This window comes from Paenibacillus sp. Y951 (genome assembly GCF_056786395.1).
In genome coordinates, this window is the sequence record NZ_JBXCIY010000018.1 from 1 (window position 1) to 16,838 (window position 16,838).

The window sequence follows — 16,838 nt, forward strand, 5'->3', positions numbered from 1 at the left end:
TTATCCTGAGCTTTAAACTTCATAGATGAGTGACCTCCTAATAGTGAGATTTTTGGGCTGCAACCCGTTATCAACTCCTATGTTACAGAGGCACTCTTTTTTGTGCAAAGTCCAAATTATTCGTTTTACAGGAATTCTAACGGAGAACGTTAGTACAATGAAACAGCGACAGTCTAATACTTTATTTTCTGCTGACAATTCTGAACAATAATGAATTAGATCGGGAAATAAAGTTATAGTGAGGCTGGTATATAGCCCATATAATATGAAAAGAAGCGGGTACAACCAAAATGGTCGATCACGCTTCTTACGCTGATGAGCATGGGTTACTTTTCACTGGTTTCATTTCTTTTCGCAGCGGATAATGTTCCAAAGAAAAATGTCACGTTGCTTTCTCAGGTCGCATGGAGTCGATTTTAGAACGTAAAATCAGCTACTTAATAATATTTGATAGTAGTGTTCGCAATGAAACCAACAAACTACAGAGCGGCCATATAGCCTCGTCGCAATATTCATAATAACTTTTAGATGATGAGCAAATCTGCGAGTCTGTCTGCGACGTCTGCCATTGAATCTTCTGTAGTGTCAAGGCCGCTTCGTGAACCGAGCAAAGGACTGACATCCCGAAGTTCATCATACGTGGTATTGTGCACAATTGGAACAAGTTGTTCACGAGCGAGGAGTGCTGAAAGTTCTTTATCTGCAACGCCCTCTGTTTTAAGGCGTTTTAGCAGAGCGGGTGTCACCAAAACAATCCCAACTCGCGAGTTCACCAAGCCTTTGTCGATGGAGCGAAGCAACGGTACGCCTAGAGCTGCATCCTTCTCGCTGAACCAAACAGAGACACCACGTAATTCAAGCAGATCGTGCAGTTCCTTGGCAATCCCTTTCCTGTCGTCCCACGCATGGCAAAGGAAGACATCTCGAAGATCAGGTTTCTCATTTGCTAAGGTTTCGACTTTGTTTCGAATTGGTGTAAGTGCCCGAACTTCTGCAGGCGTGTAAAACACTGCAGAACTTGCTTTCGACCATTTCGCCTTTACATTTCGGCTGCCGGAACCGCCACCGCTGCTCCGACTGGTCCCACTTGACTGGGTGAAAGACGGAGACGAATACGCCCCATAGGTACTATAACCACCACTATAACGTCTACTCCCTCGACACGCTGGGCAATTTTCTGCGGCACTTGCTGAAATATGTCCCCTTACTGGAGCTGTGCATCTGCTCATTTCTCTACCTCCCTTGAATGTGTATTTCTAACATATTATAACATCAGTTTTCTGTCAAATCATACTAAATCATCATTTTACCATCCAATTATACCAATTATCTTGTCGAACCAAGGAAAGTTCGACACACCCCGTTGATTATCTGTCAATAGAAAATACTGTCAGAAGAAAATATAGTTCTAGACCAAAAAATAAAGTGTTAGACTGGACAAATAAAGTTATATACTGAGAAAATAAAGAAATAGACTGACAAAGTTTCATTAAGCTCCCATGAAAATAAAATCAGCTCAAAACCTGAAAAAGAGCAAAATAAAGAAGACTCAGAATAACACTTTTTAAAAAAGGGCTGAGCCTTATGTGATTTTTTATAAAGTTAGGTATACCGAAAAACAACATTCCACAACTAATAAAGGAAAGGCTGGTGCAAAAACCAGAGTAGGATTAATCTCCCATGAGTGCTTCCCAAAAGGGAGCGACAATCTGTGATACACCGTGGTCGTTGGAGTCAGACTAACGGTTGGGCTCTATGGCACCATAGCTTATCGACCTTCTTCGCCAGCCGTACAAACAGTATAGACAGAGGTATTCATTTTCATCCTCTGTGGTGCAGCGCCGCTCTTGCGCTGCATGTATGGCTAACGGGCAGAATAATTGAAACATTCCTCGAATATTTTATCAGTTGGATAATCTGATGAAATTTGTCAAAATAAGGTTGTATAAATGAAACGCAAATCTTATAGTTAAGGGTGATTCATGTGAAGCGTGGACTCATTGTGTTTTTGAACGGAACGTCAAGTTCTGGAAAGACCTCCATATCGACTGAACTGATAAATCAGAAAGAGATTCCTTTTTATCATTTATCAATTGATGATTTTTTTAATAATTACAATGATTTTGTGAATAATAAATTTCCAGATGAACCTCCAAGAGGAATAGATCATCAAGTTGTCTCGCAAATAGTTGATCATTCCATATTGTCAGTGTACCTTTCGACAATAAAATTGTTATCAGAACTGGGTTTTAATGTAATAGTAGATACCATAATCGCAAATGACAAGTCGTTTAATGATTTTTATGATGTACTTATTAATCAACCTATATTGTTTGTAGGGGTACGATGCTCGAAAGAAGAACTTACCAGAAGAGAGCAAAGCAGGGGAGATCGCGCGATTGGACTTGCCGATTCCCAGTTCGACTACATATATTCCTATGATGAATATGATCTTGAAGTGAACGCGGAAGAACTCAGCCCAGTTGAATGTACCGATAAAATAATAAGTTTTATTAAGTCCGATCAGAATTACTCTGTGTTTAAGAATTTAAGTAAAAGAGAGATTATTGTTTCATAGAAGGCGAATCCATCAGATAACACTATATTCAAGCATTGGGGCTATTGCCCCTCGGTCTGCTCGCAAGATTTCGAATTAAACTAACGAAGAACGATAGCTCAATCGAAACATGAAGGCGGCTTGCCTGTACGAAGTGGTAAATTAAAGCTAATATTTTATACGAAGGGGATATTTACAGTGAATATTGTAAAAAAATTGACGGCTAATGGTCTTTACATTCGTTTCGAACTAGGACTGCAAAATTTGATGGGTGAGGCGTATCGGTACGAAAGTCTACGGCGCGCGAGTGCCATTTTTCGTTCAATTTTCGATCCTGAAGACGATGTGATTTTTTTGCATCGTACCAGTTATGGTACGGATGAAAAACAAGTCAGGAAAATACGATTAAAGCGCTTTTTCAAAACGCGATTGAAGCAAACGCGATTGTGCACTTTGCCATATGAATTTGATGAATCGGATGACGATCTCTACACTATAGAATGGACCGTTGAAGTTAAAGCGAAAGAAATCCGAATGCCGTATGTACTTGAATCCATTGAAAATGCCGATTTCATGCGTAAACCGACCTCCGGCGGTCAGATTTACATGTATAACAAAACAAAAGGCATTTTGTTTCACATGTATGACGATCGCGGCTGTGATGTTTTCAGTTCCGACAAAGGCATTCTTTTACCTCTCTACCACCAACACCGAAAATGGATCCTAGATTTTAATCGATACGAAATTGACAGCCTTTTCGGTGAAGGGCTCGCCGGTATTATTGAAACGGACGAAGAACGAAAGACTCGATGGGAGTTTGACGACAAAAAAGTTACTGATTCTGGTATCAATCTTGGTCGAGTTAATACCTGTCACATATCGCATCATTTCGAGATTCCGTCCGTGAACGCCGATAAGTTTGCAATAGAAATCGCGCTCACATCGTTTGCGATTCGGCGGATTTCATTAACAGATAACCGAGTCACGTTTATAGCTACCACAACGCAAGCCTTAGCACTTATTGATTATCAAACACATCTCATGAGTATGTACGGTAAAAAATATGGGACCTATGTCGGTTGGAGCTATGAGAATACAGTTTGATTCAGTGGAGGTCTAAAAACAGCCTTCTGTAAGAATATCGAGATGCACGTAGAGCGGTTTATTAAGGTTGAAAATCAACATTAAGATTTAACATAGCCAATCTTTATAGGAGTTGGGATAAACCTGGATTGAAGAGTTAGTAAACGTAGCTATTACCGACCCCAATTTGTCTACTTTAAAGGTAGGAGATCTGGTTAGAGAGACTGCAGATGGAACGATATGTGTTATTGTAGCTAATGAAGGCGAAAATCATATACATGGTTCCTTCCAGGACGAGCCTGATCCCCCTTTTTTCCTTCCGAAAGGTCACTTGTACCGGTATGCCTTACCATACACTTAATTTGAACCTTGTATTAATGGCATTATGATTAAGCTAATGGAGAACGATAGTTCAAAAGGTACGTAGATTAAAACCTCTACTTAGAAGCAAACTAGATTAATAGTTTCTATAGGGAGGTTTTGTTATGAACTTGAGTGAGTTGTGGCGGTTGTACGAGGCTGATAAACGTATTCAAGAATTTAGTCCGAAAACATTAAAAGCTTATGTCCTCCAGCACAAAATACTGATGTTGGAACTTGGCGATATCGAAATATCAGAGATCACGTTAACAATGCTGAAGGAGTACTTGGCCAAACAAGCAGATCGATTAAAGCCTAGTAGCCTAGGACATCGAATTCGGTTTGTTCGTTCCCTTTTTCGCTACGCTTATGAGGAGACGTACCTGACTTCGAATCCCTCTCTAAAATTAAGAGAACCAAAACTGGATAAACGTATTCCTAAATTTTTGATCGAGGAAGAAGTTATTCACTTAAAGATCTCTTGTCAGTCACTTAGGGAACGAGCTCTTCTTGAGTTTCTTTACTGTTCCGGCTGCCGAGTTGGTGAAGTGGAGAAGATAAACATCGAGGATCTCAACTGGGAAAACTGCTCTGCAATAGTTAATGTCAAAGGGTCAAAGCAGAGAGAAGTTTACTTTACGACAGAGTGCAAAGTATGGTTAAAGAAGTATCTTGCTAGCCGTACTGACACCTGTAAAGCCTTATTCGTAACCGATACACATCCGACTAAAAGAATGGCTATTCCTACGATCAGGTGGGCTTTGAAACGGCTGGCAGATCGGGGAGAAATCAAAGCAAATGTTATATCCCCATCGATTTAGACATACTTATGCGTGCCAACTACTTGATAACGGTGCACCATTGGATTTCATCCAAGGTATGCTGGGGCATGAAAAAGCATCAACCACGCAAATCTATGCTCAGCTCCGTGGTGAGCGCCGGAGAGAACTTTATCGGCGATTTTTTTAGCATGAATTAGCGGTGGACTCGCCTTTAGTGATCCGCCGCTATTCAACTAAAGGGTAGGATTATTGAACGAGATAAATCAAATTTTTTAATATAAGGGGGGTATTTTGATATTTTCAAGAAAATTTCAAGGGTTTATTTTAACTACTTTGTTAATAGCAATATTGCTTACTATTCTTTTGGCGATAACAGAAGGCTCAAGTTTCTTAGCTATTGGACTTTTTCTTACGGGTGCTTTTCCATTTGTACTTCTAATTTTAACAAAAAATCTAAACGGAAAACAAAGAAATATAGTGGCATTATTTATTCATAGTATATTTGGTTTAATAGCTGGATTAGTGATTTCTTTCTTATTTGAGAGTTTATTTCTTGTTGGAGTAACAATTATAGCCGCACTTATATTCTGGTTAGTTGATGAATTTTTGAGAAAGAAAATAAGGATGAAAAACAAAAAAAATTAACTAACGGGGAACGTTAGTGTAACGCACCAAGGAGCAATTGCAGTCGGCAACTACTCCTTTTTTTTATTACGCTCCCATGGAAAAATGGAATTACTTCCATCATCTGTGGTGCGGCGCTTGCGCTGCATGCATGACTAACTGGCAGGTTTGTATGAATTAGTGTGTAACTAATCCTAAACTATTTCCGTTGTTTAAAGTAAACATATAATTGGATAATAAGTGAATTGGGGTGATTACGTATGCAAATGTTAAAAATGGAGGGTATTAAATTACTTGAATCAATCACTTTTCTTATATCAGGCTTTTTATTTACTTATTACGTGTTAAGTAATATTTATAATGATGTTGGTATTGACGTTTTGGGCAACGTTTGGGTGAATTGGTTCGGAGTATCCTATTTCTTTTTTGTACTTTATACTATCATTGCTGGACTACTTATTAAGAATAATGCTATTTATTTTACTCAACGTCTTAAATCTAAAACTTTTTGGTTTCTTTTTGTAGTTTCAATTTATACAATATTTATTCCTTTTATAATTGGGAGAAACCCATTCTAAACCAGATATCAGCTAACGTTGGCAGGATAGTGGTTAAGATATTTAGGGTTGAATCCTTGGTCAAACGGTGCATACACTTCGCTAAGTGTTCCCCGACTCAGGGAGGTAATGTCAGTGGAATTACAGTACTGACAGGGAATGTTTATTTACAAAAAATTATTAAACTAACGAGGAACGATAGTTCAATAATAATCATTGATAAGCAGGTACTTGGGTATCTTGCTCATTTTATTAAGCTAACGGTCAGTTTAGTGGAATATTTTATCCATATACGGTCTATGTATTCCATGTTAAAGTGAATCTTTACATGTTCAGAAAGGAAGAACACTTTGCCCAAGCACATAAAGAACTACGCACTTATACTTATTATTTTCATATTAATAAACGCTGCAATGTACAGACATTTGGAAAACCAATCATCTGTAAAATACAACGACCTCTATTCACTGTATCAGCAGAAGAACGACTCGGCATTTATCTATTTAGTAAAGCACGCTTTTGAAACGATTCCGCTTGCTGACACTTTAATGGCAATCAGTGAGTCGAATGAAAATGAAGATCCTGCTAAGATTCGGCAATTGATCGATAAGGCGAAGATACAAGCGGAAGAAAGCGACGATCAACTATTAAAATTCATTGAATTTAGCGATCCCTACATTAACCATGCTGTTCCTAAGCATTTTGTTAATAATATGGCAATGACAACAGATGAGCAGCTGGACATGTATATTCTTGCTCGTGAGGCGAGAATATGGTGGTCGATATACGATATAAGCAAATCGTATGGGAAGTCTAATCCTAAAACGATAGACACCAAGACTAGAGAAACCTTGCGCTCGTTGGCGACGGAGCTCTATGAGTTAAATAAGACGATTGCGTCGATTAAGGATAACGACGCAACTCACATGTTTTATCTAGCGGAGAATTATAAAGCGTTTATGCTAGGGAAGTTGAAACCACACCTTGAAAGATTGAAAAAGATCCAAGTTGATTTTTCAGGACATAAATAAGTCGAATGCGTGGAACGAGTTCGCTAGGAAGATATTGGAAGTAGACCTTAAATCATTCAACTCCCTCGGAGAACGTTAGTTCAATGCCATCAAGTAGCCTTTTCTCAACGGGCAGGATAGTTGAAAATCCGTAATAGATTATAATAAAAAGAGTCGCCCATAAGCGACTCTCATAAGAGGGAATAGATCACCAGTGTAAATGGACTGATCTATTCCTTTATTTCTGTTGCAATTGTGCTAGCGATCAACACTTTGATACCTTTACTTTCAATTTCTTCAATTACGTCAATACTACCTTGATCGTCAGTGATAAGAACATCAATTTGTGTGATTGGACATTGCTTAGCAAAGAAGTCAACACCCAGTTTCTCATGAGGGGCTAAACATATTGTTCTTCTAGAAACTTCACTAACAGCTCTGCCAAAGCTAGCTACTTCAGGAGTGGAGGTACTTATCCCATTCTTTGAAACTCCTCCACCAGTCATAAAGCAAATATCAATTGAAAATTGCCGTATGAAGTCGTTAGCCAGTGTATCAGTTATATTACCGGATGGCTTTACTTTACCGCCAACAAGATACGTATCAATTAGTTCCCTTTCCTTCAAAGATTCAGCAATATTCATTGAATTAGTGAGAATTGTTAAGGGGATTTCGGGAAGAAACCTTAACATGCCGTAATGAATACCTGCTCCACCAATAAAAACTGTATCTTTTTCTTTAATAAAAGATGCCGCTAATTTTGAAATGGCATCTTGATGTGGTGCGCTTTCCTGGTACCGTTCCGACGTAGGTAAAGGAGTGCTACGCACTTTAGAAGCAGGTATTGCTCCGCCATGTGTTCTCTTCAGTAATCCTTTCTCTTCCATGATGGATAAATCCCTTCGGATCGAATCGATCGATAAGTCAAACATATCCGCTAAATCTTTTGCCAATACTCGCCCATCGTTGTTAAGAAGCTCAATGATTTTGTCGCGCCTTTCTTCTGAGAACAATTTAGTCGCCTCCAAAATGGAAAAATTTCACCGGTGATGACTTCATTATATTCGCGTTTATTCAGTTTTGTCAATGATTTGTTTCGTGTTTATTCCGTTTTTATCTGTTATATGAAGGTTTTTGATTATTGTCCTTATTACAACACTATTTTAGGGTGCATATCAAAGCATTTATTCAACTAACGAGATACATTAGCTGAACTCAAAAAGCTGCCGAATTACAACGGCAGCTTTTTGATCTGTGAATTGATTTTATTTAAATGGCTTGAAGTAACGATTAAAGCAATGTTAATTTGGTTTTGATCTCTGCTATTAGTTGCTCTTCTCCCTGATACGGATGTTTTGAATAGTTCTCTAGAACTTTATTAAGGAGTGTCTTATAGGCTATATCAAAAGCCTCTTCACTAGCAACTTTTAAGTCGGGAATAACGCCGCTCCCTTCCCAATTATCTTTTGTAATTGGATTAATCGCACGACCATTCGGAATAAATGCTTGAAAATGGTCGTTAATTCGATGGATGCCACCTGGATTTGCACCCCCTCTAGTCTTTTCTCCGATAATTTGTGCTCTATCAAGGGCTTGTAAACTATAGGCGAACTCCTCAGCCGCCGAACAGGTTATGTTACTAGTCAATATGCAAATAGGCTTGTCTCCACCAAATCGTTTTCCAGGGACGAAAGGTAAACTCCAAAATGATTGTGTGACATTAAAAGAGCGCCAATAAAGATCGTTCAAATGCACGGGTGAAGAATTATCCAACAGATAACTGGAGATGAATGCGACCATAAAAGAGGTTCCACCTGAATTATTTCTAAGATCTACTATTAATCCACTTGTATTTCCCACAAAACTCATAGCGTTTGCTGCTGTTTCACCTGCAAGCTCAGGAGGTGCAAACTCATTTAATACTAGATATCCGATATTTCCTGGTAATCTCTCCACCCTCTCAAACCCGTAGTTATTTAGTTTTAGTTGTAGTTCCGTATACTCACTGCTCTCAAAACCATTGGACTTTGAGGGTAATACGTCTTCACTAAAGGATAAATTTAAATGGAGGTCATTGCTTATTTTCTGCATTTGATTTGTTATGACTTCGGATAGGGCATGCCCATTAACTGCTTCTCTATATTCACCTTCAGAAAGCTTTTCAAAAAGATCGACTCGAATTTTTACTGCTGTCTCTGGAAAAATATAAAATTCCTCCAACAGGTTTGCTAGAGATTCAATCGTGTCTTTTATTAAATCGTTGCTCAGTTCGGAATGGGACAATAAGAACATCCTCTCTACACATCAAGTTTCAATATCAGTTATAGAATAAGTGTTAATGTAAATTTTGTCCAGCCTTTAATTGAGTTAACGCGGAACGATAGTTGAGTAATAACGATTGGAAATATTTATATTATTAGTGTATATTTAGTGTTGTATTTTGTTCAGAATAATCACCAGCTGGAGGGGTGGAGCTATATGAAATTCCTTATGGCAGTCCTAATAATTTTGTGCGCAGTATTACCGACCTACTATTACATTAAGTTACGTGGATGGAAGAAAAAATTGTAAAATATGTTCCGCACTAACGAGTAGTTATGTGTAACAAATCTCTTAGGGTTTCCGTATAGGGTGTAAATGGAAGTTGTATGTTGGGACTGTGAAATTTTACTTTCTGATAAGCACTTACATTGCTTCAATTTTTTCTCGCAGTACAAAAGAAGGGGTCTTTCAACTATGGATTCCGTTGGGTTTTATATTAGTTTTCTTCTACTTGTTTGGCAGTAAAAGATACCATCCATCTAAAATGAAAGCGAGTATTTTAGGGCTTTGCATAGCATTATATCAGTTAATTCTTCAATATATTAGCTAGTTTTCGGTATTCCACTAATGGTCAATAATGACTGATTCAGTTTTATCCTGAACACAAATATTCATATTACGATATTATAAATAAAAAAAGGTTGATTGAACTGGGGCATGGTAAGGGAGCGTGATGCAGTGGAAAACATAGCTGAAATTATTGTAATGTTTATTGTTTTTATTATTCCTTTATACGGAATATTAATATGGACTTATTTTTGTCCTGAGGAAAGTTTATTATGGGGGAAACGATGGATGTATAAAGAAGAACCTGAACTATCTGAAGGGGCAATTCGTTATACGAAAGTATCCTCATTGATAGCTATTGTGGTGCTGACTATTATATTGGGGGTTGTAACTTTTAGTTAGCATTAACATCCAATTTTACTTTTTTGATTCTCGTGATACCTCAATTTCCTTAGAAAATGAAAGTAGGAGGATAACCAGCGTATCAACATCCTTGAATATTAGTGGTGTAATTGCAGTTGGAGAGAAGTATTGGGTTCGATATGGGAAAAAGATATGGCAATCACCGAGCTTAATATCAATTGAACATTGAAGTAACGGGCAGTTGCACGTAGGATGGTGCCACTTATTAAGTCGCCTTTAGGAAGAATTGATACGAAAAAAAACCTTCTAAAAATATTAAGAAATATGAACTTGACCTTGGAGTTACCCGAGGGTTTATCATAGTTAATGAGGAACATCTGGAAAGGAGGGGTTTTGTGTATACCATTGGAGAAATATCGAAAATCGTTAAAACATCAGTCGATGCACTAAGGTATTACGACGAAATTAGCTTGCTAAAGCCGATACACGTTGAAGAGAGCAACCGTTACAGGTATTATTCGAAAGAACAAGTTAGCCAATTATTGTTAATAATTGAACTTAAACAATACGGGTTCAGTTTAGATGCCATTAGGGAACTGCTACATACAGAGGCGTATTTGGACAAACAAAGGTTAAAAATAGCCCTAAGTGCAAGGCTCCAACAACTTGAGATTGATAAAAATACTATTGAGAAAAAAGTCGCATCTGTTCATCGAAGAATAAACGAGATAGAAAGGGATGAAAAGGGAATGAGTGTGAAAAAGATTTTGATAGTTGATGATGTGGCTTTTATGCGACAAATTCTGGGTGAAATCCTAGTAAAGCATGGTTATCTCGTTCTGACGGCGGAGAACGGTCTACAAGCTATTGAGAAGTTTTCTGATGAAAAACCAGATTATATTATCATGGATATTAATATGCCTGTAATGGATGGTACAACTGCAACGGAAAAAATAAAGGAGATCGACAAAGACGCAAAGATTCTAGTTTTATCCGCTAAAGGCTTCTTGCCTGTAATCTTTGAGATTCTCGAACAAGGAGCGAGGGACTTTGTAGTAAAACCATTCCAAGAAGAAAACATTCTTGATGCCTTAATTAAAATAGACGATGGTAATGTTACTTTTAACAAACAAACATTCAAAGCAATAAAAGAAGAATTCGGAGAAGACAACATAAATAAAGAAGCAATGTCACAAGAAATGATTTCAAAAGTCCTTCATCTTTGCACTCGGGAGTATGACGAACGCACTCGTGAAGAAATAATAGAGATAATGCAGTATCAGTCCTAAATAACAATCCTCTATTCTATCGAGTAGGGGGACTTCCTTCAATTGATTATTTGCTCAACTAACAGATAACGATAGTTAAAAATCCGCCTTTTCAAAAGGCGGATTTTGATTTTTCACTCGATGGATAGCGGACATGAGAAACCTTATTTGCAGTAATGCATCTATTATCGATCTTTACCGGACACAGACGCACTTATTCCACACCAATAGATGCATTCGACCCAAAAATCCACAAATAAGGGCTTCTGTGTCCGCTCAAGTGAAGCTTTGTCTCTTTAAGAACTGATTACTACTTTGAATCAGAATTAAGAATAGTAAACTCAATCTTCGTAGAGTAGATCAATTAGTTCTCGGAGCGCGCCTATTGCTGTAGTCGCATATGCTGAATTCCTTTTTTCATCGTCATCACTATTGCTACGGCAATGGCCATTTTTATGAAATCAAATAATAAATAAGGGTAACATGCTAGAGTCATTGCTTTTGTGAAGCTCATATCAAGTACCGCCATAAACCAAGGTATACCTATTGCGTAAGGCATTATTAGGCCGAAGACGATAAATACGGCAGCGAAATATGTAATCGACAATAGTTTTGTTTGTTTGTTAAAATTAAAGTTCAACCCTAGTTGAGTGAGATAGCTAATAATAAGAGATCCAACAGGGAAATAGAAGAGGAATCCGCCAGTAGGTCCAAAAATATAAGCTAATCCACTTTTTCCAGCGAATACAGGCAAGCCGATTGCTCCTAATATAATAACGATAAAAATACTGAGAAAAGCAGCTCTAGGCTTGAGAAAGATACCGGCTAGAACGAACGCCAATGTTTGCAACGTAATTGGGACGGGCGAGAATGATAGCTTAATTTGTAATGTAGTAAAAACAATAAAGAGTGCACTGAATAAAGCGATGTAGACGAGCGAGCGCATAGATACAGCTTTCATAGTGGTCCACCTTTCAAATGGTATTGCATATTCATTGTAAACCTATTATTATATTATTTAGGTTAACAAACAGCAGTTTAGCATAAATTATTATTGTTGTGAAGGGGGAAAATAAAATTATTCAAGCTCGTGAAATGATATATATAGCGGATGCATTAACAGTCACATCAAAGTTAGATCAGCATATTTTATTGCAGCCGTTCACGGTTACTATACGTTGCGGGCAGTGGATTAACATAATAGGTCATAATGGTTCAGGCAAAAGTACATTAGCCAAATATATATCGGGACATGAGCATGATCGTCTACATATTGAAGGGCTCGAGCATCGAAACTTTACTGATACACTGCCTATTATTACGCAGACGACAAGTGAATATTTGTTAGGATCAACACCGTATGAGGATCTTGTTATTTCCTATGAGCAATTCGGTTCGCATCATATCGGATATGCAGAAGCGATTGAGCAGATTGCTTCTGCTTTACATATCGATCATTTACTACATCTACCGATCGAGCAGCTATCAGGCGGTGAGCGTCAGCTAGTAGCGATCGCAGGTTGTCTAATGATGGAGACACCATTGCTCATTTTAGATGAGATTACGTCGATGCTAGCGCCTCGTGCGAAGCAGATTGTTATGCAGCAGATCAGAGCCTATTGTGCAGAGCGAAATATTGCGGTCATCTGGATTACGCAGCAATTAGATGAATTACAATATAGTGATACGGTATGGGTAATGGACAAGCTGGCACTCCGTTTTGTTGGGAGTGCCCAGCAGTTATTTGAAGAAGAGGCAGGTACTAGCGAAGCGGAGCGACTTCAATTGCCAATTCCATGGGCTGTGCAAAAAGCTAGGGAGTTAATCGGATTAGGTCATTCCATCACACAGCTGCCCTTCAATATTGAGCAGCTTGTGAAGGAGGTGCATACTGTTGAGTGAGCGAGCTGATATTAGATTGGAGCGCGTTCGCTTCTATGAGGATCAACTGCAGCAGCTAGATTATACGTTTGCAGCGGGGCGATGCTACGGGATTTCTGGTAGTAATGGAGCTGGCAAGACGACTTTACTAGAAGCGATTGCTGGAATGAGAGCAGTCGTAGATGGACATATATTGATCGGAACAGAGCAGCTACAGCTTATGGGAATGCGACGGAAAAAGTGGAATAAGCAGGCGCTTCAAGCGACCACGATCCAAATACAGCATGTGGAAGAAAGTTGGCTTTGTGAGACGGTAGCGCAAGAGTTTTCGTTAATCAATAAAGCGATTCGTAAGGACAAGCTTGAAACAACGGCTAAGGGCAAGGGGCAAGTAGCTACACATTATTTTCAATTATTTGGTGTGAGCGAAGATATGCTACACATTAATGTACAGCAGCTTAGTATTGGACAGCAGAAAAAAGCGGCATTCGCACTCGCATTTACAAGCGAAACTCCGTGGCTTCTATTGGATGAACCGCTTGCAGCATTGGATTATGAAGGACAACAGCAATTAATAACGGCCATAAAGCAACGTAATGAGCATGGTCTCGGTACGATCATTATTAGCCACCAATGGGGGGAATTGCTACCGTTATTTGACCACCTTATTACACTCGATGAAACTGGACTAGTGGAGCAGCAACTAGCACAGTGGCAGTTACATGCGGACAGCATCGAACAGCTTTCGTATGAAAAATTAATAGATAAGCGAACAACGGAAAGCGACACGGTTGTAAGTAAAGTCGAAACGCAAAGAGCTGGGGAAATATTAGATGGAAAACCTGGAATAGATCGAAGCTTTGACAAATTTAATGGGGAAACAGACATTGATCGAAGCTTTGACAAGGCTAGCGGACGTAGTAGACCCTTCTGGAATCAGATATTTGATCCGAGATCGATTCTCGTAAGTCTATTGCTATGCAGTTCAGCGATTGTACTATGGAATGATTGGTTGTCGACGCTAGCTTACGGGATAATGGCGATCATCGTCATCAGTATCTTTCATCGTCATTGGCAAAAGTGGTTGTCTATATTGCTACCGTTCATTATGATGGCACTACTGTTCACAATAGTAGGGGGGCTCCAATTGACACCATTTGGCTTTGATCTAGAAAAAGCGAGTGGTGTTATGCTACGCATGACGCAATTAATTGTAATGATTGGCATAGCGTTGCCGATTATGGAGCTACTAACGCCTTTTCGGTTGCAGCGGGCTTTAGAGCAAAGCTTTGGGTGGCTATCGTTGATCCGCATACCGATCTATCAATACACGATGCTAATATCATTAATCTTTCGACTCATTCCTAATTTAGCGGCCAAATGGCAGAGAACTAATGTCATTGCAAGAGCGAAATTGAATATTCATGCAGCGATATCGTGGAATGGCATCGTTATGCTCATGATGCCATTTATGAGAGGCAGCTTAAAGCTTGCAGACCAACTTGCTACAAGCCTTGAACTTAGAGGTTTCGTCGTCTCTAAGCTCGGTCAGCGCGTAGTCTATAAAGTAAAGTGGCGAAAGCAGGATACTATATTGTTAATTATTGCGGTCGGCTATTGCTGCTTAATTGCAGTTGTTCGCTTAATGTAGCGATCCAGCTATGCGTTTGATCGGCTAAGAGGGTATTCCAGCCAATTAACTCGGCTGCTGCTACATTATGGTCGCTGTCATCTACGAACCAGATCGATGCAGCGTCGTTAAATTGTTCATGAAGCAGCGTAAACCATTGTGGATTCGGCTTGCTAAGACGAACTTGATCTGATACATGAATACGTTCAATATACATTTCATAAGGGGCTAGCAGAGGTTGGAGCCAATCGCTAAGATGATTGCTCATGATATGGATTTCTGCTAGCTGTGACCATTGCTGAAGGTACTGGAGCGCAGGCAATGGCTGTAACGCTTGGGCAATGAGTTCACGTTGCCGATCAATAGTGAGCTGAATGCCATATTGCTCTAACCATTGCCAAAACTGCCCCTCTGTATACTCTCCGATCCAAAGCTTCTTACTAATTTCTTTTTTATAGGATGCGTACAGTGTATCGATAGATGTATTCGCTACATTGGCTAAGTTCTGCCAAAGCTGTGGCGTAAGGTTGGCTGCGAGGACGCCGCCGACGTCGAGTACTAGAATGTTTTTCATGATATTCTCCCCTTAAATGGTAGTTCAAACAGCAGACTTTGATAACGAAGTGATGCAGAAAGCTTACTTGGCATCGAATCTTCCATTTTATTTGAGTTTATTGTTTTTGAAATCTACATAAAGCGACCATGGAATTACGAGTAGTGCGATGAAGGCTAGTATACTTCCGAATAGAAAGCCACTATTGATCCCAAAGCTTTCATTGAGCATACCTGCAATTAGCGGGCCAGAGAACATACCTACAGAATACAATGCTTGATATAGCCCCATCGCTGTTGCTCTAACATTACTTTCCACCCGGGATATAGCAAACGAAAGCAATAATGGTAGATGAAGTCCTTGTGCAAAGCCATTCAATATTTGCGTTATATACATGAGTGGTAATGAATCAACGAATATTAAAGCTAACGTACATAGTCCACTTATGAAAAAACTAATGGCAAATGTACCGCGATGATGCAGCTTTAGCATAATTGGATAAGCTACTATGGCAGCAATCGCATGTGGAATCATAAAGCAAGCGATTAGAATGGTCAGCTGAGTACCCGTTGCTCCAAGCTCAATCGCTTTAAGTGGCGTGAAGCCGAACATCGTAATGAAAAGAACGCCATGAGCGAGAATTGAGAGCAGCGAGGCAAACAAGACGCGCCGTGAATGGAGTACCGATCCAACGAGCTTAAAGGACATTCCCTTTTGCTTACTTGCTGGCGGCTGCTCGTATAATAGAAAGGAAAGCAACAAGCCAATTGCACCAATGATTGCGCCAACGATAAATGTTGTGCGATATTGATACAGATCGGATAACCAGCCTGAAGCGATCATTCCGATAAATTGGCCAATGACGGTGTACAAGCTAATTTGCGCCATTGCCTTTGGCATTTCCTCCTGCTTGAAATTGTTAGCATACATAATTGTGAACGCCACCCAAGTCGAAGCACATATTCCTGCTACCGCTCGCCCAAGCACTGGGAAGATCCAGATGTCAGGTGCTAGAAATAAGAGACAGCTACATACACTGCAAAGCATACCGACAATGATAAACGGCTTTCTTCTTTGTAAATGGTCAGATAGAATGCCTAGTGGAAAGCGAAATAATAGTTGGATTAATCCATATGTAGCTAAAACAACTCCAATAAATTGTAAAGAATAATTCGAATTGGATAAATGTGGTGTTAAGATGGGTACATAGATGTACATGGATATCCAGAAAAATAGCGTTACGAATAGAAAGATAACGGATTGAATTTTTCTAGATTGTAGATGGTTCATTAGAAATCCCTCCCTACAATAATGTAATTGAAACCATTCACTTTGTCACAT

General features: G+C 39.1%; 17 protein-coding genes. 11 read left to right on the forward strand and 6 right to left on the reverse strand.

What is annotated here, in order from left to right; all coding sequences use genetic code 11:
- Positions 1–524 precede the first annotated feature (524 nt).
- Complete coding sequence (locus AC1TPB_RS19975) at positions 525–1,010, reverse strand: toll/interleukin-1 receptor domain-containing protein (protein ID WP_482078148.1); 486 nt, start codon at positions 1,008–1,010, stop codon at positions 525–527.
- A 974-nt stretch (positions 1,011–1,984) separates the two neighbouring features.
- Here AC1TPB_RS19975 and AC1TPB_RS19980 point away from each other — a divergent pair.
- The 7 genes from AC1TPB_RS19980 (at position 1,985) to AC1TPB_RS20010 (ending at position 6,994) form a co-directional block, all read left to right on the forward strand.
- Positions 1,985–2,578, forward strand: coding sequence for a chloramphenicol phosphotransferase CPT family protein (locus AC1TPB_RS19980; RefSeq protein ID WP_482078149.1), 594 nt, complete (start codon positions 1,985–1,987; stop codon positions 2,576–2,578).
- Positions 2,579–2,755: 177 nt separating this feature from the next.
- On the forward strand, positions 2,756–3,661 hold the full coding sequence (locus AC1TPB_RS19985; RefSeq protein ID WP_482078150.1) for a DUF3885 domain-containing protein: 906 nt from the start codon (positions 2,756–2,758) through the stop codon (positions 3,659–3,661).
- Between the two features lie 166 nt (positions 3,662–3,827).
- Positions 3,828–4,001 (forward strand): hypothetical protein, encoded by a 174-nt coding sequence (locus AC1TPB_RS19990; protein ID WP_482078151.1) that lies wholly within the window; start codon positions 3,828–3,830, stop codon positions 3,999–4,001.
- A gap of 124 nt (positions 4,002–4,125) precedes the next feature.
- Complete coding sequence (locus tag AC1TPB_RS19995; protein ID WP_482078152.1) at positions 4,126–4,821, forward strand: tyrosine-type recombinase/integrase; 696 nt, start codon at positions 4,126–4,128, stop codon at positions 4,819–4,821.
- Positions 4,799–4,969, forward strand: coding sequence for a tyrosine-type recombinase/integrase (locus AC1TPB_RS20000; RefSeq protein ID WP_482077978.1), 171 nt, complete (start codon positions 4,799–4,801; stop codon positions 4,967–4,969). The genes AC1TPB_RS19995 and AC1TPB_RS20000 overlap by 23 nt, the downstream gene beginning before the upstream one ends.
- A 104-nt stretch (positions 4,970–5,073) precedes the next feature.
- A complete protein-coding gene (locus tag AC1TPB_RS20005) occupies positions 5,074–5,427 on the forward strand; it encodes a hypothetical protein (protein WP_482078153.1) in 354 nt (117 codons plus the stop codon).
- Between the two features lie 949 nt (positions 5,428–6,376).
- Positions 6,377–6,994 (forward strand): hypothetical protein, encoded by a 618-nt coding sequence (locus tag AC1TPB_RS20010; protein ID WP_482078154.1) that lies wholly within the window; start codon positions 6,377–6,379, stop codon positions 6,992–6,994.
- Between the two features lie 209 nt (positions 6,995–7,203).
- On the opposite strand, the gene AC1TPB_RS20015 is transcribed toward AC1TPB_RS20010, so the two are convergent.
- Together AC1TPB_RS20015 and AC1TPB_RS20020 are read right to left on the reverse strand one after the other, a co-directional pair.
- Positions 7,204–7,986: a DeoR/GlpR family DNA-binding transcription regulator gene (locus AC1TPB_RS20015; protein WP_482078155.1), complete on the reverse strand. Its 783-nt coding sequence runs from the start codon at positions 7,984–7,986 to the stop codon at positions 7,204–7,206.
- A 277-nt stretch (positions 7,987–8,263) separates the two neighbouring features.
- The gene (locus AC1TPB_RS20020; protein ID WP_482078156.1) at positions 8,264–9,256 is read right to left on the reverse strand and encodes a S41 family peptidase; all 993 of its coding nucleotides are present in this window, start codon (positions 9,254–9,256) and stop codon (positions 8,264–8,266) included.
- A gap of 717 nt (positions 9,257–9,973) precedes the next feature.
- On the opposite strand from AC1TPB_RS20020, the gene AC1TPB_RS20025 reads away from it, so the two are divergent.
- Positions 9,974–10,204, forward strand: coding sequence for a DUF6199 family natural product biosynthesis protein (locus AC1TPB_RS20025; protein WP_482078157.1), 231 nt, complete (start codon positions 9,974–9,976; stop codon positions 10,202–10,204).
- A gap of 356 nt (positions 10,205–10,560) precedes the next feature.
- Positions 10,561–11,454 (forward strand): response regulator, encoded by an 894-nt coding sequence (locus AC1TPB_RS20030; protein ID WP_482078158.1) that lies wholly within the window; start codon positions 10,561–10,563, stop codon positions 11,452–11,454.
- Positions 11,455–11,815: 361 nt separating this feature from the next.
- Here AC1TPB_RS20030 and AC1TPB_RS20035 read toward each other — a convergent pair whose 3' ends face one another.
- Positions 11,816–12,394, reverse strand: a complete 579-nt coding sequence (locus AC1TPB_RS20035; RefSeq protein WP_482078159.1) for a biotin transporter BioY — start codon at positions 12,392–12,394, stop codon at positions 11,816–11,818.
- A gap of 98 nt (positions 12,395–12,492) precedes the next feature.
- Between AC1TPB_RS20035 and AC1TPB_RS20040 the strand changes: the two genes are divergently transcribed.
- Positions 12,493–13,335, forward strand: a complete 843-nt coding sequence (locus AC1TPB_RS20040) for an ATP-binding cassette domain-containing protein (RefSeq protein WP_482078160.1) — start codon at positions 12,493–12,495, stop codon at positions 13,333–13,335.
- The gene (locus AC1TPB_RS20045; RefSeq protein WP_482078161.1) at positions 13,328–14,965 is read left to right on the forward strand and encodes an ATP-binding cassette domain-containing protein; all 1,638 of its coding nucleotides are present in this window, start codon (positions 13,328–13,330) and stop codon (positions 14,963–14,965) included. Before AC1TPB_RS20040 ends, AC1TPB_RS20045 begins: the two co-directional genes overlap by 8 nt.
- On the opposite strand, the gene AC1TPB_RS20050 is transcribed toward AC1TPB_RS20045, so the two are convergent.
- The gene (locus AC1TPB_RS20050) at positions 14,916–15,518 is read right to left on the reverse strand and encodes an HAD family hydrolase (RefSeq protein WP_482078162.1); all 603 of its coding nucleotides are present in this window, start codon (positions 15,516–15,518) and stop codon (positions 14,916–14,918) included. The two genes, AC1TPB_RS20045 and AC1TPB_RS20050, sit on opposite strands and share 50 nt — an antisense overlap.
- An 87-nt stretch (positions 15,519–15,605) precedes the next feature.
- Complete coding sequence (locus tag AC1TPB_RS20055; RefSeq protein ID WP_482078163.1) at positions 15,606–16,787, reverse strand: MFS transporter; 1,182 nt, start codon at positions 16,785–16,787, stop codon at positions 15,606–15,608.
- Positions 16,788–16,838 lie beyond the last annotated feature (51 nt).

What these genes read in the sequence shown, in the direction of transcription:
- AC1TPB_RS20055 (WP_482078163.1), bottom strand. Translation starts at nt 16,787, where the DNA reads ATGAACCATCTACAATCTAGAAAAATTCAATCCGTTATCTTTCTATTC.
- AC1TPB_RS20000 (WP_482077978.1), top strand. Translation starts at nt 4,799, where the DNA reads ATGTTATATCCCCATCGATTTAGACATACTTATGCGTGCCAACTACTT.
- AC1TPB_RS20050 (WP_482078162.1), bottom strand. Translation starts at nt 15,518, where the DNA reads ATGAAAAACATTCTAGTACTCGACGTCGGCGGCGTCCTCGCAGCCAAC.
- AC1TPB_RS19995 (WP_482078152.1), top strand. Translation starts at nt 4,126, where the DNA reads ATGAACTTGAGTGAGTTGTGGCGGTTGTACGAGGCTGATAAACGTATT.
- AC1TPB_RS20035 (WP_482078159.1), bottom strand. Translation starts at nt 12,394, where the DNA reads ATGAAAGCTGTATCTATGCGCTCGCTCGTCTACATCGCTTTATTCAGT.
- AC1TPB_RS20010 (WP_482078154.1), top strand. Translation starts at nt 6,377, where the DNA reads ATGTACAGACATTTGGAAAACCAATCATCTGTAAAATACAACGACCTC.